The 21740-nt window shown below is 37.9% G+C and carries 26 protein-coding genes and 1 pseudogene; 5 read left to right on the top strand and 22 right to left on the bottom strand.

Annotated elements, in window-relative coordinates; translation table 11 throughout:
• Window positions 1-25: 25 nt before the first annotated feature.
• Window positions 26-514, bottom strand: a complete 489-nt coding sequence (locus ACZ43M_RS04510; RefSeq protein ID WP_464506240.1) for a MarR family winged helix-turn-helix transcriptional regulator — start codon at window positions 512-514, stop codon at window positions 26-28.
• Window positions 515-968: 454 nt separating this feature from the next.
• Between ACZ43M_RS04510 and ACZ43M_RS04505 the strand changes: the two genes are divergently transcribed.
• The gene (locus ACZ43M_RS04505) at window positions 969-1619 is read left to right on the top strand and encodes a YczE/YyaS/YitT family protein (protein ID WP_464507952.1); all 651 of its coding nucleotides are present in this window, start codon (window positions 969-971) and stop codon (window positions 1617-1619) included.
• 104 nt (window positions 1620-1723) lie between these two features.
• Here the strand turns inward: ACZ43M_RS04505 and ACZ43M_RS04500 are convergent, their stop codons facing one another.
• The 4 genes from ACZ43M_RS04500 to ACZ43M_RS04485 all read right to left on the bottom strand — a co-directional run bounded on the left by ACZ43M_RS04500 (window position 1724) and on the right by ACZ43M_RS04485 (window position 3883).
• Window positions 1724-2104 carry a VOC family protein gene (locus tag ACZ43M_RS04500; protein WP_464506239.1) on the bottom strand — a complete coding sequence of 127 codons (381 nt, stop codon included), beginning with the start codon at window positions 2102-2104 and terminating at the stop codon, window positions 1724-1726.
• A gap of 84 nt (window positions 2105-2188) precedes the next feature.
• On the bottom strand, window positions 2189-2494 hold the full coding sequence (locus ACZ43M_RS04495; RefSeq protein WP_464506238.1) for a hypothetical protein: 306 nt from the start codon (window positions 2492-2494) through the stop codon (window positions 2189-2191).
• Between the two features lie 63 nt (window positions 2495-2557).
• Window positions 2558-3112, bottom strand: coding sequence for a GNAT family N-acetyltransferase (locus tag ACZ43M_RS04490; protein WP_464506237.1), 555 nt, complete (start codon window positions 3110-3112; stop codon window positions 2558-2560).
• A gap of 291 nt (window positions 3113-3403) precedes the next feature.
• Window positions 3404-3883, bottom strand: coding sequence for a DinB family protein (locus ACZ43M_RS04485; RefSeq protein WP_464506236.1), 480 nt, complete (start codon window positions 3881-3883; stop codon window positions 3404-3406).
• A gap of 285 nt (window positions 3884-4168) precedes the next feature.
• Between ACZ43M_RS04485 and ACZ43M_RS04480 the strand changes: the two genes are divergently transcribed.
• Window positions 4169-4732, top strand: coding sequence for a CBO0543 family protein (locus ACZ43M_RS04480; RefSeq protein ID WP_464506235.1), 564 nt, complete (start codon window positions 4169-4171; stop codon window positions 4730-4732).
• A 100-nt stretch (window positions 4733-4832) separates the two neighbouring features.
• Here the strand turns inward: ACZ43M_RS04480 and ACZ43M_RS04475 are convergent, their stop codons facing one another.
• The 6 genes and pseudogenes from ACZ43M_RS04475 to ACZ43M_RS04450 all read right to left on the bottom strand — a co-directional run bounded on the left by ACZ43M_RS04475 (window position 4833) and on the right by ACZ43M_RS04450 (window position 10807).
• Window positions 4833-5222 (bottom strand): VOC family protein, encoded by a 390-nt coding sequence (locus ACZ43M_RS04475; RefSeq protein WP_464506234.1) that lies wholly within the window; start codon window positions 5220-5222, stop codon window positions 4833-4835.
• A 263-nt stretch (window positions 5223-5485) separates the two neighbouring features.
• On the bottom strand, window positions 5486-6391 hold the full coding sequence (gene bla / locus ACZ43M_RS04470; protein ID WP_464507951.1) for a class A beta-lactamase: 906 nt from the start codon (window positions 6389-6391) through the stop codon (window positions 5486-5488).
• A gap of 303 nt (window positions 6392-6694) precedes the next feature.
• Window positions 6695-6781, bottom strand: a pseudogene (locus ACZ43M_RS04465) (penicillin-binding transpeptidase domain-containing protein); the annotation flags it as partial.
• 56 nt (window positions 6782-6837) lie between these two features.
• Complete coding sequence (locus ACZ43M_RS04460) at window positions 6838-8634, bottom strand: BlaR1 family beta-lactam sensor/signal transducer (protein ID WP_464506233.1); 1797 nt, start codon at window positions 8632-8634, stop codon at window positions 6838-6840.
• Window positions 8634-9023 carry a BlaI/MecI/CopY family transcriptional regulator gene (locus ACZ43M_RS04455; RefSeq protein WP_464506232.1) on the bottom strand — a complete coding sequence of 130 codons (390 nt, stop codon included), beginning with the start codon at window positions 9021-9023 and terminating at the stop codon, window positions 8634-8636. The genes ACZ43M_RS04460 and ACZ43M_RS04455 overlap by 1 nt, the downstream gene beginning before the upstream one ends.
• Window positions 9024-9553: 530 nt before the next feature.
• Window positions 9554-10807, bottom strand: a complete 1254-nt coding sequence (locus tag ACZ43M_RS04450; RefSeq protein WP_464506231.1) for an ATP-binding protein — start codon at window positions 10805-10807, stop codon at window positions 9554-9556.
• 201 nt (window positions 10808-11008) lie between these two features.
• Between ACZ43M_RS04450 and ACZ43M_RS04445 the strand changes: the two genes are divergently transcribed.
• Both ACZ43M_RS04445 and ACZ43M_RS04440 read left to right on the top strand, forming a co-directional pair.
• The gene (locus tag ACZ43M_RS04445; RefSeq protein ID WP_464506230.1) at window positions 11009-11137 is read left to right on the top strand and encodes a hypothetical protein; all 129 of its coding nucleotides are present in this window, start codon (window positions 11009-11011) and stop codon (window positions 11135-11137) included.
• 45 nt (window positions 11138-11182) lie between these two features.
• Window positions 11183-12277: an L-dopachrome tautomerase-related protein gene (locus tag ACZ43M_RS04440; protein WP_464506229.1), complete on the top strand. Its 1095-nt coding sequence runs from the start codon at window positions 11183-11185 to the stop codon at window positions 12275-12277.
• Window positions 12278-12493: 216 nt separating this feature from the next.
• On the opposite strand, the gene ACZ43M_RS04435 is transcribed toward ACZ43M_RS04440, so the two are convergent.
• From ACZ43M_RS04435 to ACZ43M_RS04410, 6 genes are all read right to left on the bottom strand, one after another.
• Window positions 12494-12928, bottom strand: a complete 435-nt coding sequence (locus ACZ43M_RS04435) for an ASCH domain-containing protein (RefSeq protein WP_464506228.1) — start codon at window positions 12926-12928, stop codon at window positions 12494-12496.
• A gap of 303 nt (window positions 12929-13231) precedes the next feature.
• Window positions 13232-13531: a spore coat protein gene (locus ACZ43M_RS04430; protein WP_464506227.1), complete on the bottom strand. Its 300-nt coding sequence runs from the start codon at window positions 13529-13531 to the stop codon at window positions 13232-13234.
• Window positions 13532-13549: 18 nt separating this feature from the next.
• Entirely contained in the window at window positions 13550-13744 is a 195-nt protein-coding gene (locus ACZ43M_RS04425) for a hypothetical protein (RefSeq protein ID WP_464506226.1), read from the bottom strand.
• Window positions 13745-13761: 17 nt separating this feature from the next.
• Window positions 13762-14898 (bottom strand): zinc-dependent alcohol dehydrogenase, encoded by a 1137-nt coding sequence (locus ACZ43M_RS04420; protein ID WP_464506225.1) that lies wholly within the window; start codon window positions 14896-14898, stop codon window positions 13762-13764.
• Window positions 14899-14916: 18 nt separating this feature from the next.
• Window positions 14917-15285, bottom strand: a complete 369-nt coding sequence (locus ACZ43M_RS04415) for a spore coat protein (RefSeq protein ID WP_335420585.1) — start codon at window positions 15283-15285, stop codon at window positions 14917-14919.
• A gap of 16 nt (window positions 15286-15301) precedes the next feature.
• Window positions 15302-15547 carry a spore gernimation protein GerQ gene (locus ACZ43M_RS04410; RefSeq protein ID WP_066255762.1) on the bottom strand — a complete coding sequence of 82 codons (246 nt, stop codon included), beginning with the start codon at window positions 15545-15547 and terminating at the stop codon, window positions 15302-15304.
• A gap of 496 nt (window positions 15548-16043) precedes the next feature.
• Between ACZ43M_RS04410 and ACZ43M_RS04405 the strand changes: the two genes are divergently transcribed.
• A complete protein-coding gene (locus ACZ43M_RS04405) occupies window positions 16044-17372 on the top strand; it encodes an IS3 family transposase (protein ID WP_464505451.1) in 1329 nt (442 codons plus the stop codon).
• Between the two features lie 39 nt (window positions 17373-17411).
• Here ACZ43M_RS04405 and ACZ43M_RS04400 read toward each other — a convergent pair whose 3' ends face one another.
• The 5 genes from ACZ43M_RS04400 to ACZ43M_RS04380 form a co-directional block, all read right to left on the bottom strand.
• A complete protein-coding gene (locus ACZ43M_RS04400) occupies window positions 17412-17801 on the bottom strand; it encodes a CBO0543 family protein (RefSeq protein ID WP_464506224.1) in 390 nt (129 codons plus the stop codon).
• A 278-nt stretch (window positions 17802-18079) separates the two neighbouring features.
• Window positions 18080-18640: a CBO0543 family protein gene (locus ACZ43M_RS04395; RefSeq protein WP_464506223.1), complete on the bottom strand. Its 561-nt coding sequence runs from the start codon at window positions 18638-18640 to the stop codon at window positions 18080-18082.
• Between the two features lie 282 nt (window positions 18641-18922).
• Window positions 18923-19690, bottom strand: coding sequence for a SurA N-terminal domain-containing protein (locus ACZ43M_RS04390; protein WP_464507950.1), 768 nt, complete (start codon window positions 19688-19690; stop codon window positions 18923-18925).
• A gap of 181 nt (window positions 19691-19871) precedes the next feature.
• Complete coding sequence (locus ACZ43M_RS04385) at window positions 19872-21152, bottom strand: TRAP transporter large permease (protein ID WP_464506221.1); 1281 nt, start codon at window positions 21150-21152, stop codon at window positions 19872-19874.
• Complete coding sequence (locus ACZ43M_RS04380) at window positions 21149-21655, bottom strand: TRAP transporter small permease (RefSeq protein ID WP_464506220.1); 507 nt, start codon at window positions 21653-21655, stop codon at window positions 21149-21151. Before ACZ43M_RS04380 ends, ACZ43M_RS04385 begins: the two co-directional genes overlap by 4 nt.
• Between the last annotated feature and the right edge of the window lie 85 nt (window positions 21656-21740).

The following is a 21740-nucleotide window of genomic DNA, read 5'->3' as shown; positions in this document are numbered from 1 at the left end:
GGCAGCTAATTATCATTTTTTTCCATCAAACATAGTCAACGCCCTCCATTTTCGCGTTAATGACCTTGTTCCCAAAACTTTCGCCTTTCATGACATCAAGAAACCTTTGTCCATAATCTAAAAAGCTTACTATTTCTCTCTCGGATAAATGATCCATTGGAAATGGGAAGTGCTCCGCTTCTTGTATTGAATTCACTATTTTTCGAACTAAATCTTTGCCCTTTTTCGTAATAGATACAATCTTATATCTCCGATGATGTATATCAGGGGATACGTTAATAAGGCTGCTGTTTTCCATTGGCTTAAGCAGCCTTGTTACTGTAGAAGTATGCCAACAACCCAACTCGCTAATTTGTGTCGGGGTAAGTGCTGGGTTTATGGAGAGTAAAAATAAAATGTGCTGCTGGGCAGGGGAAACATTGTGTTCTTGCCCTATCTTTGCCCAGTGCTCTTCCATACAGAAATATAATGCTCTTATAATCACTACCATCTTTTGTTTGATCAAAAAATTCACTCATGATCTCCTCGCTTGTAGATACAACTGTTAATACAAGTAATATTATTTTTAAAAAACAACATATTATTCAAAATAGGTATTTGCTTCACAACAATAAGCAGCCTACAATACGCAAGTTTTTATGCCGTACTTCCGTATTGTAGGCTCTATTGACATTTATAATTGTTTTTCTATTAGTCATCTTTTAATCATGATAAACTAAGTTAAGTAAGGCACTGGATGTGCCTTTTGTTTATTGCGCTGCCGATTAGCTTATGTTCCATTTAAAATATTAGAGAAGAAGACAGGTGAACGGTTTTAGATATATAGCCACACTCGCATCAAAAAAAGGGGCATGAGTAATTTCCCATTTTATTTAACTTATTTCACCGTTAGAATGGTATAAAACACCTCAAAACATAAATGTAATTTACTGAGCTTAGAAAGAGGGATTTTCGTGAGTAAATGGAGTATGAAAAAGAGACATCCGCTGCAATGGTTCTTTTTTTTGGCCGGATTAATAATCATGTCTTTTGGAATTGTTCTGATGATTAAGGCGGACTTAGGAAGCGCCCCTTGGGATGTCCTACATATCGGGTTATATAATCACATTGGTTTATCGATTGGAACGTGGTCCATTATCGTGGGTTTCATTGTACTGGGGTCATCTTCATTGCTGTCTAAGTCTTTGCCACAAATAGGGGCGTTTCTAAATATGCTGCTTGTGGGAATTTTTATTGATATGTATATGTTAATACCATATTTGCAGACACCTCATTCATTAGTGTCTCAAATCATTATGCTCATAATGGGTATAGTCGTAATCGGATATGGAATGGGGATTTATATTGCAGCAGATTGTGGAACTGGACCGCGAGATAGTCTGATGATTGCCTTAATGAACATGACTGGAATCAAAGTACAATGGATTCGGCTGGTTATGGAAATGGTCGTTCTTCTAGTCGGTTGGCTACTAGATGGCCCTATTTTTATCGGTACAATCATCTTTTGCATCACAATCGGGCACGTAACGGGGCTCGCATTACCTCAATGCCGGCGCTTCGTAGATCGAGTAATAAAGTCCTATGCACCAGCCGCCGAAAATATCAATCAAAGCATGTAAGAATGATAGGACCAGGGGGACGGTTCTGCTGGTGCTCGAGTGGCATATACCTCATCGGGAACCATGAGAACCGTCCCTGTGGTGCTACCTGTGGTGCTAAATGGTTAAACGGTCAATTCCAATAGATTGCCTTCCGGATCTTTGAATACACTCTCATAATAGCCGTCGCCGGTGACACGGGGACCATTCACAAGCCGGTAGCCATCATTTTGTAAGCGTTGAGTCAGCCCATCGACAGCCTCCCTGCTCCCAAGGGAAAGAGCAATATGAGCCCAGCCAATTCGATCGTCCCGATCCTGCTGATCAACTCCTGCCTTCCGCATGATTTCTAACCGTGCTCCCTCTTCAAACGTAAGAAAATACGATTCAAATTCCTTCACTTGATTATGATATTTCTCGTTTGCCTTGCCATTAAAGTACGTTTCATAAAACGTCTTCATTCCTTCTAAATCTTTGACCCAAATGGCCACATGCTCGATTTTCATCTGTCTTTACTCCTCTGGCCAATATATTTGTTATCCTATACCATTATAAGATAGGGAAGCTTTTAATTAAAATTTCCATATGTGTTACTTAGCTGCCGGTTTTTGCTGAGATTTGAATACCAATAATCTCACTAGGTAGAAGCAGGCAAAGGCTCCTAATCCAAATGTCAGTAGATCGGAAAGAGCTGTCTCTGTAAACGAATTGACAATCAGTACCGCTGCCAATAAGCCAATAGAAGAATTGACAGCCTCCAGCAACGCACTAAGGTAAATATGTTTAGATCTCCCATTGCCTTTCAATAAACGCGAACGTTTTAGAAAACCGTTTTTTACAGAACTTAAAATGGTATAGACGATAGCCGATAGTAAAACCAAAAGTATTAGTTCCAATAGTATTACCCCTTTTTAGGAAACATGTTTAATAGATTTCGTCTTTCTCAAAATCCCTTACTACTATCTTGAATTAACAAAATAAATGAGATGATCCGTCCATTCGTCAAATTCGTAAATAAATCCTTTTCTCACACATTCGAATTCCATTCCAACACTCTCGGCTAATTTGATAGAAGGCGTATTATCGAGATTAATATGCGCTTCGATACGATGATAATGGAACACTTCAAAAGCAAGACGGATGGCCGCCTTTACAGCCTCCTTACCATAACCCTGTCTCCAAAATTGGTTATGTAACGAATATCCAAATCTAGCCCATTGAAACTCTTCCCTCATAATCGTAGAGAAATCGATGGACCCCAAATGAGCATGATCCGCTTTACGAAAAACCCCAAATACATACAATTTGTCTCCTAAAGCCATTTGCTGGTGGTAATCCACCAATTCTCCAAACCACTCCTCAGTACACATACTCATATCAATTTTTCCATCGTCGTATTTGTATTGGGATGGCATTCGATTGTTAAACTGAGTCAGCCAATTCCAATAATCCTCTTTGTTATACGGCCTTATTACTAATCTGTCTGTCTCAGTACTATAGTCAAACTTGCTCAAATAGAACACCTCATTTTTGGCACCGAGGGGACGGTTCTACTGGTGCCACCAGCACCAGTAGAAGCAGGAAATTTGACTATGGATGTCGAATTACTTGTACAAAAACTTTAAAACTTCCTGCTTACTCAGGCAATCAAAAATTTTGCGATAATTCCTTAGAAGTAATTCCTTTAGATTAAAATTCCGTTTACTTATAAAGTGCTTCGAAACTTGAGCAAAACTTCCGATTGCCTAAATTAGAACCGTCCCCTTGGTGCCCCCTTGGTGCTCTCTTGGTGCCCTGGTCTTCTTTCAACCAATTTGAACCTTAGAAAAGAAAGCTTTTAACTGATTGATATGATGGAAATCATGCTGAATAAAATCCAATAGATAGGTTTGCGCTGAAAATGGATTCCCATCCCCATCGATATGCTCTGCTGTAAAAGTTACATCCGACAGGCTTTCTAAATGACGAAGGAGTTCGTTTCGGTAGGATATCGTCTGATCGATGATTTCCTGTTTACTTGTCTGTTCTGCGTATTTAACGGCTTTTCGGTTAAACTCATTAAAATCGAGCTGTTGAATCGTCACTGGCTGCCCGCTGGCCATTTTTCGAATTCCTTCTTCTAAGAAATATTGATCCCAACGCATGATATGAGCCACAATATCTCTTGGTGTCCATTTCCCTTCCGCGATTGGCGTCACCCAAATCTCATCTTGTAACTCTCTTAAAGATTGGACAAACGAAATAAGTGTAGAAAATTCATCTAACAACTGTTGTTTTTCCTGCAAAACGTGTTCCCTCCCTCGAGATTATGTAAGAACGCAATTTTCCCACAACACAAATATTCCATATTTTAACTATACCATATAAAAATTAATTAATTGATATTCTTTTCTATTCTGATGTTTAGAAAAAACTATTCACTGTTTATGTATCAGGTTGTGTTGATGTTTTTATTGTATTTGGTAATAACATTTCTTCACAATATGGTTTGTGATTTACTTATAGATGCATATTTTTGATAATATTACTAAACCTAAGGCAATGTTCTTGGAATTAAGAGGGTGTTAATTTTGACAAGGAAAGAAATCATCTCGATACAAGATAAAAATTTCCAATTGACAGAAGAGTTAATTGACCAAAAGATTGAAATTTGGCATGAACATGTTCTCTTTTCTGGCTTATGGTGGTTTGGAGTTGCCCTCTCCATTATCCCTTGGATTATCTGGTTTATTATCAGAAAAAAACAAAGCTCAGATCGAATAATGTATGTTGGCTTTTATATTATGGTAATTTCAACCCTCCTTGATATATTAGGAGACCAAATAGGAATTTGGTATTATCGGTTTCATGTAATCCCAACATTACCTACCTATTTCCCCTGGGATATTACGCTTATGCCTGTATCGGTAATGCTTCTCTTGCAATTCCTCCCAAAAATTAATCCATGGTTAAAAGCGATATTTTTTGCACTATTAACTTCCTATATCGCAGAACCATTTTTTGACTGGCTGGGCATTTATGAGCCGACTTCCTGGCATTATAGTTATTCTGTCCCGATTCAGATTTTTCTTTTTATGAGTGCATACTGGTTAAGCCAGCGGACTAAGTTTTCCCCATTGTATAAAGACACATGAATAATTTTTTTATAAACGAGACAGCTAATACGCTGGATTCATTCTAAATGTCAAAAAAATAGCTTGGCAGCATCCAAGCTATTTTTTGAATGTATTGCTGCTAGCAATTACAAATCATTAACACATTGCCATCCAAATCTTTAAAGTTAAAATAGGCAAAATCCCCAATCCGCTCTATTTCTCTCACAATGGTGATTCCTCTATCTTTTACAAATTGGTACGCTTCATCAATATCCTTGACGAATAAATTAAACAGCACATGATTAGAAGGGTTTAACGTAAAACCCGGGTCAAAAGTGTGATCATCCAAGGTTAGTCCGGTTTCAGAGGTAACAGGGATATTATGAACGGGAGATTCCACCTGATCCCCGTTAAAAGGAATTCCAAGTAAGTTACAATACCATTCTACTGACTTTTTGAGGTCACTAACATGGATAAAAACGTTGTTCACCTTACAGGCGATTGGAGAAGCAATTGAAGTCACAAACATACCACCTTTTGATTTTTATTCCATAATTTTACTATAACATAGAGATGCTTGCATAGAGGGTTCTTTAATGATTTCTAGTAAAAGAGCTGTCGTGACAGGAATGTATCCTGTGTTTGTTGAAATAGTTATGCTGCGAATAAACAAAACAAGCTGCCAATTATGGCAGCTTACTTAAATTAAATGACCGTTATTTTACCAAATTTAGCGATTGCTTGCTCATTTTTGCGGCCCAATCCTAGCTCATTATTAAGCTACGTTTATGTTCACTTCAGAGCGTTAAGTACAACCTTTGCCGCTTGTGCGATTAGAGCATTGTCGTAGGTGGCATTCTGTGTATCGCGGCTTGATAGAATTGCGATGACAATAGGAGCTCTATTCGGCGGCCAAACAATCGCAATGTCATTCCGCGTTCCATAGCTTCCTGCCCCGCTTTTATCATCGACTTCCCAGCCAGTCGGTGCACCTGCCCGGATCAATGCATCACCAGTGGTATTTCCCCGCATCCAATCTGTCAGGATTGTCCGTTTTTCAGTTGGGAGCAAGTCGCTGACAGCAAAAGCCTGGAGGCTTGTTGCAAGCGCTTTTGCTGTGCTTGTGTCCCGTTTATCTCCAGGAATAGCTGAGTTCAAATCCGTCTCGTAGCGATCAACTTGGGTAACATGATCGCCAATCTTCCTCAGGGCTGTTTCAAATCCCTCAGGGCCTCCCAGTTTCTCTAATAAAAGGTTCCCTGCAGTGTTGTCGCTATAGCGAACAGCAGCCTCAATAACTTCCCGAAGGGTCATCCCGGTATCAACGTGAAGCTGTGTGACGGGTGAATATGAAACGATGTCCTCACTATCGTATGTGACTAACTCGTTGAGTTGATCAATTGAGTGATGCTGCAAAATTGCACCTGCGGCTAAAGCTTTGTAAGTAGAAGCGTAAGCGAACCGTTCATTAGGCCGATAGGAGACTTTCTGATTTGTACCTGTATCGATAGCGTAGACTCCAAGCCGGGCGTCATATTTATTCTCGAGTTTTGCTAACTCACGGTTTATATGGGATGCTGGCGTTTTCGCGACTGCCTTTTCGGGCTTGTCAGATAGGTTATGTGTGTTCATCGACCAGCCGGCGAGAGGTACAATTGCAATCACTAGCACCAGCAGGGCATATATAAATTTGTTCATTCTGAAAATATTACGTGTCTTCTTCAAGATTATAACCTCTTTCTATTAATATTTAGATGTCCTGAAAATAGAATCAGCGGGTTTAATCATTATTTTTAGATTAAAACCGATTGGCTCGTAATCAGCAGATCCTAAAAATGCCGGGGAAATTTCCTCCTTTCTTCAATTGATTACATACGAATAATAGATTACGAAACAAATACTACACTTGTAGTATTTGTTTCGTGCTTAATACTACACTTGTAATAAATTAATGTCAATCATTTTGTAGTTTGCTGTCCTTCTTTGTTCAGATCAAATATGCCGCATCTCCTTCACCAATTGAGGCTTCATCCGGTATCCTCCATTGGCAATCGTTGCAATATACTGGGCAATTTGCATCGGTGTATAGTATTTAATCTAAGAAAGTCCCAAAAAGGAAGTGAAATCCTTTCTGGGGTTCCTTATTAATATATCTTTTTATGATGCAGGATTTGCTTGGCAATCTCCGCTGCCTTACTTCCTTGGGCCTGTCCCTCTTTATTTTGAATATTAATGGCAAAATAAAAACGGTCATCACCTTTATCGACAAAGCCAATAAACCAGCCATTTACATTCTTTCCATTCACCATGCCGGTTCCCGTTTTACCATATAACCGCCCATTCTTTTGAACGTCTATTAAAATGGCCTTTTTTACCGATTTGATATTTTCCGCTTTAAAACCCCACCGATTTTCATCTAATTGGTATAATAATTGGACTTGTTCAATGGGTGATATTTTTAGGGAAGATTCCATCCAGTAACTATCCAAATTCCCTGAAAGATCCTCATTCCCGTATCTTATCTTGTGAAAATAATCTTGCAGCGGCTTTCTCCCTACTTCTCGATCGGTATTCTGGAAATACCAATTCACGGAACGGCTTAAAGCAGTCGCTAAATTTTGATTTTGATTCCATTCTGGAAACGGATAAATTTCCCCATCCCAAACTTGTTTATTGTTATTTACGGAAATCACATTGGATTCCAATGCAAATAAGGCGGAATATATTTTATAGGTGCTATCAGGAGAAATCCTCTGTTCACTCATTTCTCGATTATATATTTGATATTGGTTTTTAGAGGGATCAAATAAAACAAAGCTGCCCCTGTAGCCCTTAAAATAGGAGCTTAGATCTTCATAGACCACATTCTTCCCGCTAAATTGATACACATCCTCGGGGCTCGCAATTACGGTAGTCATGGGAGCAAGGGATAGCACAACCATTCCTAAAACAGCACAGATGACCTTGCTTTTCCATTTCAATAATAGAGAATCTCTAGAGAAGCTAGCAATGAACTGGATTCTTTGTTTGATTTGTCTTTTTGTCCCACCTATTCCTGGAGCAATCTGTTTAAGGGTACGATCATACTTTTTATCTGCAAAGCGAATAAGGGTATACCCATATTCAATATATCCGCTCTCATCTAAGAGATGTAAAACGGATGCATCACAGGCCAATTCCCGATCCATTCGAATCCTTTTTGAAGCATACCAGACAACCGGGTTGAACCAATAAATAATCTGAAACATCCACATGATGTAATTCACGAACAGATCTTTGCTTTTATGGTGGTGCAGTTCGTGCAAAAACACGTATTTTAGTTCATTTAAAGAGATCTCTTCCCGCGTTTTGCTTGGTAAAAAAATATAAGGTTGAAAAATCCCAAACGTGATCGGCGAGGAAATAAGAGAGGTCTCCTTCAGTCTTATGTTTCTTTTCACCCCAACCATCTTTTTGCATTCTTCTAATAGTTTGTTTAACTTTTGATTATGAACAACCACAGCTGACTTTTTCATTTGATAGATTTGATAAGTTGAATAAACAGCAGCCCCAACAAAAAGAACCATTCCCATGACCCAAACTGTAAAAAAGCCTTGGTAGACAAAATCGGGTGTTGACTTGTTTACTGATACCGCAAAATCATGTAATATATCGGTGTTTGGCGCCTGAGAGGCATCCACTCCATTGATCCTTTCACTCTTCGAAGGCGCATCTCTATGAAAAAAAAGTAAGCTTTTAATATACTGAGTTCCTTCTCCAAGGCGAGAATAATTCCAAGGTAAAAAGGCTGCAAGCATTGGAATGGATAGTAAAAACCAAATATGATAATGTGCTTTCACTGTCATATGATTGTTTAATAGCTTTTTGATTAATTGAATGATGAAAATAAGGAGGGATACCACGATTGTACTTACTAAAATCCGCAGCAGAAGGGTATCCATTATTTCTCCCCTTCTTTCTTATCCCTCATCGACAATATTCTCTTTAATTCCGTAATATCTTCATTTGATAACTGATCATTTTCAATAAAATTTAATACCATTGAATTTAAGGTACCGCCGAAAAACTGCTTCAGAAAGGATTTACTTTTTTGCTCAACATATTCGTGCTTTTCAACAAGTGAAGTATAAATAAACATTCGGCCATTTTTTCTTGCGTGCAAAGCGCTTTTCTTGACTAAGCGCGCTAGCATGGTGTGAATGGTATTTGGCTTCCAATCACTCTTTTTCGATAATTTCTCCACTATCTCAGGAGTCGAAATCGGCTCATGGTTCCATATAATCTTCATCACTTCATATTCTGCTTCTGATATTTGTGGAATCTCCCTCATGGTCCCCCTCCTACTTTTACAATTGTAGTATTTATTATAGCAAGAAGGTCCAAGGATATAAAGAATAGTGTGCCAATAACCTATGGCTTGGGTCAGAATCATCCATAAACATATTATATTCGACCACTTTTTCGGGTTTTTGTTAGTAGGAATGTCTAAAACGGAAGACAAGCTTATAAATCCTTGGTTTGTCTTCCGTAAGGCTCTGTTAAAAACTGAATGTGTATATTTCACGGTGTATGAAATAAGCGGACAAATTCCGGCTAAAGTGGGAAATAACGATATTTCCATAAAAATAAGGGGAATATTTCCGTTTATCTTATCCAAATCGGTGAATTTTGCCTTATTTTGAGCAGTTAATCGGAAAATCTCCGCCTATATACGCTTCCTAAGCCTTCCTTATTTACATTAACCGGAAATTCTCCGCCTATTGAAATCTCATTCCTACACGAAATCAATATGTAGAAGGCTGAATTGGGGTAAACTCTCATCTTGCCGCTTCCTTATTCCATAGAAAGGCCAGCAAATATTTATGAATTCAACTGAGGTAAAAGAATAATAAATTCTGTCCCCACATTCTTTTCACTGTTTACCTGTACTTTACCTTTGAAAGAACGGACAATTTGGAAACTTACCATCATACCTAGTCCTGTCCCATTTTCCTTTAAGGAATAAAACGGTGTTCCTAGCCTATCTATTTGCTTTTTTGTCATACCAATTCCTTGGTCCTTAAAGGTAATCTTTATATATCCATCACTAGTCGAAGTACATGTAATCCAAACAATTCCACCATTCGGCATAGACTCTATAGCATTTTTCAATATATTAATTAAACACTGGTTCAATTTTTGAGAATCTCCATAAATCCAACAGTCTTCAGGAAAATCTGTTTGAATCTCAACATTATGGCTCAGGCTGTAACTTTGAATCATTTTTACTAAACGTTGTAACTGAGAACCGACTTCGATTCTTTTGTTGCTAATGGTGGAGGGTTTTCCAAAAGATAAAAAATCATTAATGATTTCATTTGCACGATCCAATTCATCAATGGATAGTTGAATATACTCCTTCTTCTCATTGGACAAATCAGGCTCGTTCAGAAGTTGCAGAAAGCCACGAGTAACTTGCATCGGATTTCTAATTTCATGTGCGAAAACACTTGTTAACTCACTTATAACCCGTAATTTCTCCGAATTTAGCAAGTCTAATCGCAGTCGGTGAATATCCCTGATCTTTTCAATTAAGATGGTAAAGAACCAAGTAACCACTACTACAAAAATAAGCTGAATCATTTGCACTTTAAAATAATCTATGGAAAATCCTCTTAAAATACTAAAAGAAGCTAGCCCAATTAGACAATAGTAAAAGGAAAGACGAACCGCAATTTTAACTCTTTTATCTTTGGTTGAATTTGCAAAGGCTTTCTGAAAAAAAAGGATAACAGGCAGTGATAATAATAAGACAAGGAGAGTACTATAAACGCCTATACTGATCCCAAAATAAAGTCGATAAAGTATGATAAAAGCTGATAGGGAGATGGCTGCACCAAATCCGCCGTATAGACTCCCAAATAAGAGAGGAATAATTCTTAAATCCAAACGAGCATTTTCACCAAAGCTCACCGGAAATGACATGCAAAAAAATATGGATATTCCCCACAAAATGGTCATAATCACTTTTCTATTTTTTTCACTATTTACCCTTTCTGCAATAAATGTATAGTAAATAAATATGGGTATGACAATAAGTGTTAGCTGCAGTAAAAAATCCTTTATTATACTCATCTACGTTCCCTTTCATATTCTGGACGAGAATCAGGTTTATATGATTAATTCTTATTATAACGTTAAAGTTACCATATTTAAAAATACATTTTGTTTGAGCATTATGAATTTTTTAAATTTTGTTAGCGCATCCCTTTTTACCTAACTCTTTTCCAAACAAATAAAGTCTAATATGTTAAAGTGAAAGTAGGAGATGGTGATATGTCAGAAGATGAATTATTCTCAAATAAGGCATCTTCTGACAGACTTATTAAATGTCGAAAACAATCCATTCAATCATCTTTTCATATAGAAAAACTTATTAAGAAACATGCACTTGAAAAAATATAAATCATATATAGGTGATATCCCGTTTGAATTCTTGAGGAGGATATTATGAAACCTATGTTACCTAGTGAAAAATATTTCGGAAAGTTTGAACTAGTTTATGCATTTTATGGGGCTATGCCTACAGGTGTTACTGTTTCAGAAACCGGTCGTATTTTCATTTGTTTTCCGAAATGGGGAGACGATGTTAAATTTACGGTGGCGGAAATTGTTGAGAATAAATTGCAGCCTTATCCTAATTTACAAACCAATGTGGTTAACCCCGAGAATATCACAATGACTTTCATCAGTGTCCAAAGTGTAGTGGCTGATGGAAGGGGAACGCTTTGGATATTAGATACAGCGGCACCCAATTTTTCTGAACCTATTAAAGGGGGGGCAAAATTAGTCGCTGTTGATTTAGAAACCAATACAATAAGAAAAGTATATACCTTTACAGAAGATGTTGTCCTGCCAACAACTTACCTGAATGATGTCCGTTTTGATTTCCGTGTTGGAAAAGCAGGATATGCCTATATAACCGATTCTTCTTCCAAAGGACCAGGAGCTATTATCGTCGTAGATTTACAAAATGGAAACGCGTTTAGACGGTTAAATGGAGCAAATTCAACTTCACCCGATCCCTATTTTATACCGAAAGTAGAAGGAAAAGTGTTGATGAATCGAAATAAAGATGGCGAGACTTCTCCATTTAGATTGGCGTCTGATGGTATTGCGATTTCACCTGATGGAAAGGTATTATTTTTTTGTCCACTAACAAGTCGTCATCTGTTCTCCATTTCGACAGAAGCCCTGAGAGACAGAAATATACCGGACATGGATTTACCTTATCATGTGGAGTATTGGGGGGAAAAAGGTGCGTCTGATGGAATGATCACCGATGCAAAGGGAACTGTTTATGCTGGAGATTATGAAAACAACAGTATTCGAAAGATATTGCCGAATGGAGTAATGGAAACCATTGCACATGATCCAAGAATACTATGGCCTGATACTTTTTCAATTGGCCCTGATGGATACTTATATGTCATTGTAAACCAATTACATCGGCAGGCCAGATTTCATTATGGAAGAGATTTACGAGAAAAACCTTATAGTTTACTTCGTATGAAACTTGGCGAATTACCTGCTCCAGCCTTTTAATAATGATGGTCTACTTCCTTCACAGCAGTAGCCTTTTAGATGTTATTCAGCTTGACACGGGTCGTCTCTGCATTGACAGAGGCGCCTTTTCGTCGTGGAAACGGTAAGAAAAGGCGGCATTATCATAAAAATCCTGGAAAGAACGGGAGTTTATTCTGGCAGAGTGCAAAATTCTTCCAAAGGACATCACCATGCTGACTTAACCAAGACGTGTTTTTAAAGAATTATTCCGGGATACTCCCACAGACCAAGCTGCCCTTTTGCCGGAATAGACACCTCTAACGTGCGCATCCTTTCCACTTCCCAGGCGTAACCGCCTACCCGATAATCACCTAACAAAAATTCCATACCGGAAACAACTCGCCCATCTTCCAGGACCGCCCAAGTTTCATTGTTTTCAATCACTCTTATGCAATTTTTCAGTTCACAAACGCCAATTATCACACCTGTCGGGAGGTCTTCTCCTGAATATCCGTGTTTTTGAAGCAGCTCCTGGACCTTCGGGTAGCCGCAGGCGGCCTTGTCGGGTTTTTTACTCGTATGAATCGCTAATGGACCTCGATAGTTGGTCCTCCATGTCCTCGTTTCATATTTGGACTCGCCAAGGACAAACAAACTAGCCCAGGGCTGAATCATTGATAGAATTTTCATTTACCCCGTCCCCAATCAGAAAAATGTATAACTAGGGTTCCCTTACCGAAGGAAAGTAAACACTTGCTTCGTTTACAATGATGGTAAGGTGCACCAATAGACCTTTACGGTCAGTTGATTCCCCACTATCTTCTTCGGGTTCCTTAGAATCTGTGGGGGTCTTACTGCTCGTTATGAGTGGGATAAACAATCAAAATTTAACCGGCCTTTCTTAAATAGAAATCGCCGGTTTTTTTGTTAATGTATGTTTTAAAAGCGTAGGAACAGTTTATTTGGTGAGTGTTAAACTGTTCCTGGAAATTTTTATAATGTCGGTAAGTTTAATGCTGTATTGATATTATTTAAATCCAAACTGATCTGTTCGTTTGTATCCCAGGCATGGTACCATCCTTTTTCTACCATATATGCGGATATTTGTTCATGCATATCAAGAGCTTCCACTAAATGGCGAGTGAGCATTTCTTTAATTTCCGGTGTTCCTGCCTCCGTAGCTGCCATGGCATAATTTCTAACTCCACTTTTAGCTGAAATGAGTAGATCCATTGCAACGACTTGATCCGAAAGTGCGTCCATGCCCGTTAAAGTTTCAATGATTGGATTCATGTTCATTCATCTCCTAATTTACTGCTTAGCGTTGGAAAGGATAGAAGCATATTCTTGTAATTGTCTAGTACATACATCAATGTCTTGCTGCATAATATCTTGTAATAGCGGATCTGTAACTAACGCTTTCATCGTTTTGGATTTAGTTAAACAAGTGGTCTTAAATGCAGCCATCTCATGGACCTCAAGAACTTCATGTAAGGCGTAGTTCATTTTTTATATCTCCTTCCTCAAGGTTTCAACACGACTTTTATACAATCATCCATTTTTGTGTCAAAAATCTCATAGCCACGCTTTGCTTCACTAAGTGGAAGTACATGACTTACGACATCTCCTGGATCAATTTTCCCGGTCGTAACTAATTCAAACATATATGGCATATAGTGGATGACAGGTGCTTGACCGGAGCGGATATTGATATTTCGCTGCATAATATCTCCAAGAGGGAAACCATTATATCTGCCGCCGTAAACGCCAGTAACTTGAATTGTCCCGCCTTTACGCACCGCTTGTGAAGCCATGATAAACGCACTTAATGCTCCGCCCTGAAGCTTCATTCCGCTTGCAAGGAACTCCAAATCAGTCATTTTACCGTCCATACCAACTGCATCAATGACAACATCAGCGCCGCCTTTGGTAATTTCCTTCAGGTAACTTCCTACATTCTCATGGTCCTCAAAGTTAACAATTTCAACTTTGTTTGTGCGCTTGGCGTGCTGCAGGCGATAATTGACATAATCAACGGCAATGACACGCTTTGCCCCTTTTAGCCAACAGAATTTTTGAGCGAAAAGACCAACTGGACCACAGCCAAAAACAATAACGGTATCTCCATCCTTTACGCCTGCATTGTCAACACTCCAAAAACCAGTAGTCATCGCATCGGCAATAACGGCTAACTTTTCATCTGGTTCTTCACAAGTCTCTGGAATTTTGAAATGAGTAAAGTTGGCAAATGGCACTCTTAAATATTCAGCTTGCCCACCTGGATAGCCCCCAGTGGTGCCAGAATATCCGAAATAGGCACCCATATCACCATTATCATTAGAATTATCACATTGGCTTTCCAAATGGTTTTTACAGTATTGGCATTCACCGCATGCTATATTAAAGGGGATAATGACCCGATCTCCCTTTTTTAGCTTAGTCACACTTGGACCAACTTCTTCGACGATTCCCATTGGTTCATGGCCAATAACATAGTTTTCTTGCAGGTTAGGAATCATGCCATGAATTAAATGTAAATCAGACCCACATATCGCTGTACTCGTTACTTTAATAATCATATCATCTGGTTTTTCAATCTTTGGATCTGGAACTTCTTTGACTACAACATTTTTAATCCCTTGATACGTTACCGCCTTCATTGGTTACAGCCTCCAGTGTTAGTGTTCATCAGGTGTCCGGTCAAACATACCTTTTCTATTGGTCTCAACAGGGAATAGATTCATTTTGCCAATCATCAATGTATTGTTGGCAGAGAGTTGATCTAGTTTATACTGTTCACTTAGTTCGTATGGATGGAACCATTTTTTACTAATCATTAGTTCTGTAATTTCTTGGTGCATGGCAATCCCTTGCATTAACTGGTTTCGTAAGAGCGTTCTAACATCAGGTGATGCGGACTCCGTTAATGCAACCGCAATATTGCGCACACCTTCTTTGGCACGAAGAAGTAAATCCATCGCAAATGTGGTATCTGCTAGCTCTGGTACGTGTAGCGAGTTTATTGGGTCTAAATAGTCATTGTTCAATGAATTTGCCTTCCTTTCAATTTATTATTGGTGTTGGCCGGTTTTGAGGAACAGGCGCTTCAAAAGGTGCACGTTGATAAATTGCCTGTAATTCTCCAAGTGCTTGCATGGATTGTTCAACATCTTTTTGCATTAATGCTCTCAAATCATGATCAAATACCAAGCCTTGCATTAGTTTTGATTTCGCTAAGCAAAGGGTTTTGAAATTTATAACTTCATGTAAATCCAATGATTCATGATCGGCTAATTTTTGATTATCCATTTTTTATTAACCTCCTTATTCTTTAATACAATGCAATTGTATTGTTCCAAAAATAGGAGGGAAACATTCTTTAAGATTTTTTTTATTTGGTAAATTATCTTAAATGGTTGGAGTATTCATAAAGTAGGGGAAATTCTTTTTTTTGTGATGGTTGAGGATGATTTCTGCGGCGGTCTTGTTTTCTTGTAGCTAAAAAATGTTCAACCAGAAAATCTGGTTGAACTTATAATACGAAAGGAAGAAAAATGCCTCATCCTTTTTACTCTTGTTGTTGATTAAGAACCTCCACTCCAGCTAAGAAAAATCGTATTTATTATTGAAAAGACGTCTTATAACAGACATTGAAAATCTGACCAATAAAAAGGAAAAAGAAAGCGAATAAAAAGTGTTTTTCATAGAATGGTACCTGTAGGTAGGACACTTGTAAAAAAGAGTGTTCAACCTGCAGGTATTTTTTATATACTTGAATTTCAGAATATGGGGATTAGGGGACAACATGAGTAAAATAACTTTTTCATCTAAAGAGATAAATACACTACAAAAAAATCCAAATGTACAGCGTGTCAGCGAAAAATCCATTACCTATACAGAAGAATTTAAAAATAGATTTATCGATGAATACCAAGTCGGCAAACTCCCACGTCAAATTTTTGAGGAGAATGGATTTGATGCGGACGTCATTGGCATAAAACGAATTGAACAGTCGGCCTGTAGGTGGAAAAAAGCCTATGAAATGAATGGCTTGATCGGGCTTACAGATACAAGAAAAACATCCTCCGGCAGACCTTTAAAACGGGAGCTTACACCCTCCGAAGTAATTGAGAGACAAAGAGCCAGAATTGAGCTATTGGAAGGGCAGGTAGAGCTGTTAAAAAAGCTAGAAACGACCGAAAGGAGGCTGCTAAACGCAAGCGAGAATCTAAATCCAAATAAGGCATATCAATTGATCCAGGAGACGCTTGAGCAAAACGGATTTAAGGGAATGACTAGGTACTTTTGTGAGCTTCTGGGTGTTTCCCGGTCTGGATACTATAGTTACATGAAGGCTGCCTCTGTTCGTGAAGCAAGGGAGAAGTTAGACCTCGAAGCGAAGGAACTCATTTTAAAGGCTTTTGACCGAAGAGGATATAAGAAAGGTTCACGCTCCATCAAAATGATTTTGAAGAATGAGTTTGATGTTAACTTCAGCCGTAAAAAAATCCGGAGAATAATGAGGAAATATGGAATTGTCTGTCCTCACAGAAAGCCAAATCCATATAAAAGAATCGCCAAAGCAACAAAGGAGCATCAGGTCGTACCAAATAAGTTAAACAGGGAATTTAAGCAAGGTGTACCAGGGAAAGTATTATTAACGGATATTACATATTTACCATATAACGGAAGTAGTATGGCCTATTTGTCAACCATAAAAGACGCCTCCACCAATGAGTTATTAGCTTATCATATTTCAGATCGTATCACTTTAGATATCGCAACAAAGACCATCGATAAATTAATGAAAAATAAGAAAATTAGTTTACATTCGGAGGCATTTATCCATTCTGATCAAGGGAGCCATTACACAAGCCCAAGATATCAGAAATTGTTAAAAAGACATGGTTTAGACCAGTCAATGTCTCGGAGAGGAAACTGTTGGGACAATGCCCCGATGGAGTCTTTCTTTGGGCATTTAAAGGATGAGGTAGACTACCAGTCTTGTAAAACATTAGATGAACTGGAGGCGAAAATAAATCATTACATGGTTTACTATAACAATTATCGATATCAATGGAATTTAGAAAAGATGACCCCTATTCAATATAGGAATCATCTTTTAGCTTCATAACTCTTTTTTTCATGTGTCCTTGACATGGGTGCCAGATTATCAATTCCACCCCTTTTTATATTTAACAAGCTGTGTATTTTTTTCTAGCCATAGCTCAGTAATAGTCATCGGTACACTGAAATACAGAACTTTTAAAAGGCACTGAAGGATGCGAGAATCCTTTGTCAGTTGATTATAAAAGACACAAGAAATTGGGAAAAGTATGTAGTCAAACACAACACTTGTTTTAATTTGTTTTGGAAATCGGATGGGATATTTAACATAGCCTTTATTTACAACCAGTTGATCGACCAATGATGCATAATAACTTTTTATAAAGAAAACAAGGAGCCAGTCCTTTGCAAGTGGTTTTTTAATTAAGTAAATAAAGGAACTAATACCAAAGAAATATAGCCATATTATAAGTTTTTTTTCAAATTTTCGACCCATGTTTAGCGCCTCCATAATATAGGTTATCTCTTATGCAAGTGGTTATACCTAGGACATTCGAAAATTTGATAAGTAAACAATGAATAAACAAGGCTCTATTTTGATATAAAATTGTTTCCTAATGGTGAACGTTTTCACTTAAACAAACGTGTGCGTTGATCCCAGAAGGATTAACGCCTTTTTTGTTGAACTTACAGTCCATTGATTGATGATAGAAGAAAAGAAAGTTGATTGTAGAAAAAGCACCCATATTTTATGAGTACTTTACTATTGTCTACTCAGAATTTAGGTTTATGTAATTTATGAAATAACCAGGTTATAACTTTTGCTATTAAAAGTACAAATACGTATCCAAAAAATATGTGAAAATAATTAATTCCACCGTACATTCTAAAAAGACCAGTACTTACTAAAATAGGCTTTAAAATAAATGCAAATATAGCAGCAGTTATTATAGCATATAGGTAATAATTTTTATGATTATTTAATGTCCATTGGTAAATGAGCATGAAAGCCACAGGGACCAGGGAAGTATCCAATGAGATGCTTGGCAGAGCTGGGATAACCTGATAAGGGTAATGCCAATACCCTCTATTTATACCGTATAAATCGATAAATGTAAAAAAAACATGAACGTTATATCCATAAAAACCAATTAGAAATACTTTACTTCGGTCAATTTTAATATAAAGAAGAACCAATGGGACTAAAAGAATAGCGATTAAAACCCAAAACTGCCACGTAGAAGGATTAGAATAGTCTGTCCAATAATTAATTAAAGAATCGGTATTCTCTTTTCTACCGTATAGAATCTTGTCAAATTCTTGTAAACGTTCCATTAAACTTCCTCCCCAATATTTGCTAAATATACAGTTAGAATAACCTAATATATTTAGTTTATTAGTGTTTAAATAAAGAAGATGCATTTCGATTATATTTCGAAGAAATGTACTTAAGTTAACGGAGGCAAGAGTTCAAGAAGAAAAGTTGCGGCGGTCTTTTTTGCTTAAATAAAAAGAAGATGACCCCGACCTATCGTATTGAAGGGATTCATCTTCTTTTTATTTTGAAGGGGCATTTGTTAACAGCCCTCTGTGTTATTCATTTTTGTGTATAAGCTATTAAATCTTAATATCAATCTTTGCATTCTTCTTTAATTCTGCCACCTGTTTAGCAAGTTTTTCCTGTTGTTTTTGCTGTTGAAGAGATTGTTGAATTTGCGGCTTTACGTCTTCAAACTTTGGAACTTCTTGCCCCGCACTCTTTCCTTGTTCCGCATATTGATCATACGCTTTTTGAATTTCTTCATCGGATACTTCACCAGCCGGCATTTCTTTCTCAACATATTGATTAAGTTTAATATCGTCAGCTATTTGTGTTTTGAAGGTTTTTAAATCCATGCCGGATTTCTGAAGGGCGGCTTCGAATTCTTTTTTCGTTTTAAACTGTTTTTTCACTTCGTCCAGACGCTTATTAATATCATCCTCTGAAACTGTATAGTTTTGTTTATCTGCCTCTTGAAGAAGAAGCGTTTGTCCGACTAAGTTGTCAATGGTTTGGTTTTTCGCTTGCTCGGCCGCTTCTTTAGAAGTCGGATCTTGTCCCATTTGCATCATTTGTCCTTGTATAGATGATAAAAGGCTATTATAGTCGCTTCCAAAGATTTCTTTATCATTCACGACAGCAACTGTTTTCTTTTCATCAATTTGCTGGGCTTTTAATTTCTTCTGCATTTCTGCCATTTGCTTTTGCTGTTCCTTCTGCTGGGCAGTTTCTGCAGTTTTTGCCTTCTCATCTTTTTTGGCTTCTTTACCTTCTTCGTTTCCGCCGCATGCTGCTAAAACAAAGACCATTAGGCCGGCTATTAATGTATACATCAATTTTTTCATCATTAAATCTCCCTTCTTAAGCTAGAAGTATAAATTCCCTAAAAAAGTCATCTAGTGCGAATTATAAAGTTAATCTTATAAAAAAGATATAGTATGCGTGCTTTTTTAATAGGATTGAAACATTTGGTATAATCGACGCACAAAAGCCGGCACCCTAAAGATGCCGGCCACGTGCTTTCTGCTATTTTATATTGCTTGTATTCGTAAGAAATGTAACGATTTCCGGGAATATCGCAAGCAGTCCCATGAATAATAACATGATAATCGCATAGGGAATAACACCCCGGACAATCAGTGACATGGAGGAGGATTTGTCTACTCCCTTTAATACGAATAAATTTAATCCGAGAGGTGGTGTAATTAAGGCTAATTCCATATTAATAACCAAAATAATAGCGAACCAGATTGGATCGAAACCTAAAGAAGTAATAATTGGATATAAAATAGGAACAGTAATCACGATAATAGACACCGTCTCCAGGAAACACCCTAGGATCAACAAGATGATATTGATTAATATAAAAATAACCCAAGGGGATACATCCCATGATGTCGCCATTTCCGTAACGGTTTGCGGTATTCTCAGAACCGTTAAAATAAATCCAAGCAGCATCGCACCAACAATAATGAAAAGAATCATGGCATTTGTTTGAACGGTTGAAAATAAGATTTCTTTCATATTTTTAATCGTTAGATTTTTATAGGCTAATCCAGCAACTAATAAGCTAAAGACTACCCCCACTGCCGCCGCTTCAGTTGGTGTAAACAGTCCTGAATAAATACCGCCGATAATGATAACGGGCAGGATTAACCCCCATATAGCCTTTTTCGATGCTTCGAACCTTTCCCCCCATGTAGCAGGCTTGTCCTTTATATGTCTTGTCTGCCAAGAGGCAAAAATGGTGAAAAGTATGGTAAGGAGTATACCAGGAACAATCCCTGCAATGAAAAGTCTGCCTACCGATTCTCCCGTGATATTTCCATAAAGAATCATCGGAACGCTGGGCGGGATCAAAATCCCTAATGTACCGCCTGCTGCTACTAAGCCCAAAACATACTTTTTCGTATAGCCTCGTTGAACCATTTCTGGAATTGCCACTGAACCAACGGTTATAGCCGTCGCCACGCTTGAACCTGAAATCGCAGCAAAGATGGCACAGCAGAAAATCGTTCCAATCGCAAGCCCGCCAGGTAAATGTCTGAACCATTTGCTTGCCATTTCATATAAATCTTTGCCCACACCACAAACTAATAAGATCTGGCTCATTAGTACATATAACGGGAGAGCCGTTAGCTCAAAGGAATCCAATGCCTTATATGAAATAATCGGTATTTGATTGAACGCCAGCGTCCCCCCATTAAAGAAATACATTCCGCCGATCGTTAGTAAGCCTAGCGTGAAGGCAACGGGCAGACCAATTAATAGGAGAGTCCCCATGCCTCCAAGGAAAAATATATTCATGCGGCAGCCTCTCCTTTCCGTCCCAAAACATCAATGATTTGTAAAATAAATGCCAGGCAAAGCAATACCCCGCCAATCGGCAGCAGCATCTCCGGTATATACATCGGCACCCTTAATAGTGAAGAAGAGGTTGTTCCAATGGTATAAGTGCCTAGTACATGCAGGACCGAGTAATAGGTGAAAATAACACTAAACAGGAGTCCTAACATATTGGAGATTACCTCCAAAATATTTTTTACTTTTACTGGTACAGCATTTGTTAAAAGATCGACTGTAATATGGGAATAGGTTCGTAACGCGTATCCGCTTCCGAAAAAACAGCTTCCAATCAACGAGTAGATGGATAATTCTGTCGCAAATATGGTTGGTGAATTGAAAATAGCACGAGACACTATCTCATAAAAGATCATTCCTGTCATAAGCACTACGAATATGCCTGAAATGATTCCTCCAAGATGAATGATTCTATCGGTGAATTTATAAAGCGTCTTAAAGAAATCCATTTTTGCCTCCAAACTATGTCAGAAAGGACATGATTTAAAATTCACCTGAGAGACATGTGCTCCCAGGTGATTCAATAAAACCACT

The organism is Neobacillus sp. B24, from assembly GCF_055381825.1.
This window is presented reverse-complemented; position numbering and strand designations above follow the sequence as displayed.